Below are 235 nucleotides of genomic sequence, written 5' to 3' on the forward strand. Positions count from 1 at the left end.
CATCAGCTGCTCCATAAGTTCCCACACGAATTGCTTGATTCATTGAAGAAGACGAAAGAAGCAGCCCGAAATTGGGTCTGTAGCTCAGTTGGTTAGAGCGCACCCCTGATAAGGGTGAGGTCGGCAGTTCGAATCTGCCCAGACCCACCAATTTTGTGTGGGAAACGCCTGTAGAAATACGGGGCCATAGCTCAGCTGGGAGAGCGCCTGCCTTGCACGCAGGAGGTCAACGGTT

The 235-nt window shown here is 53.2% G+C and carries 1 tRNA gene; it reads left to right on the forward strand.

Features of this window, described 5'->3' with window-relative positions:
- The first annotated feature begins 73 nt into the window (after positions 1 to 73).
- Positions 74 to 150 (forward strand) — tRNA-Ile (locus tag OC445_RS27010).
- The last annotated feature ends 85 nt before the right edge of the window (positions 151 to 235 follow it).

It is taken from the genome of Pseudomonas sp. Pse35 (genome assembly GCF_024519715.1).
In the GTDB taxonomy this organism is placed as follows: Bacteria; Pseudomonadota; Gammaproteobacteria; order Pseudomonadales; family Pseudomonadaceae; genus Aquipseudomonas; species Aquipseudomonas paracarnis.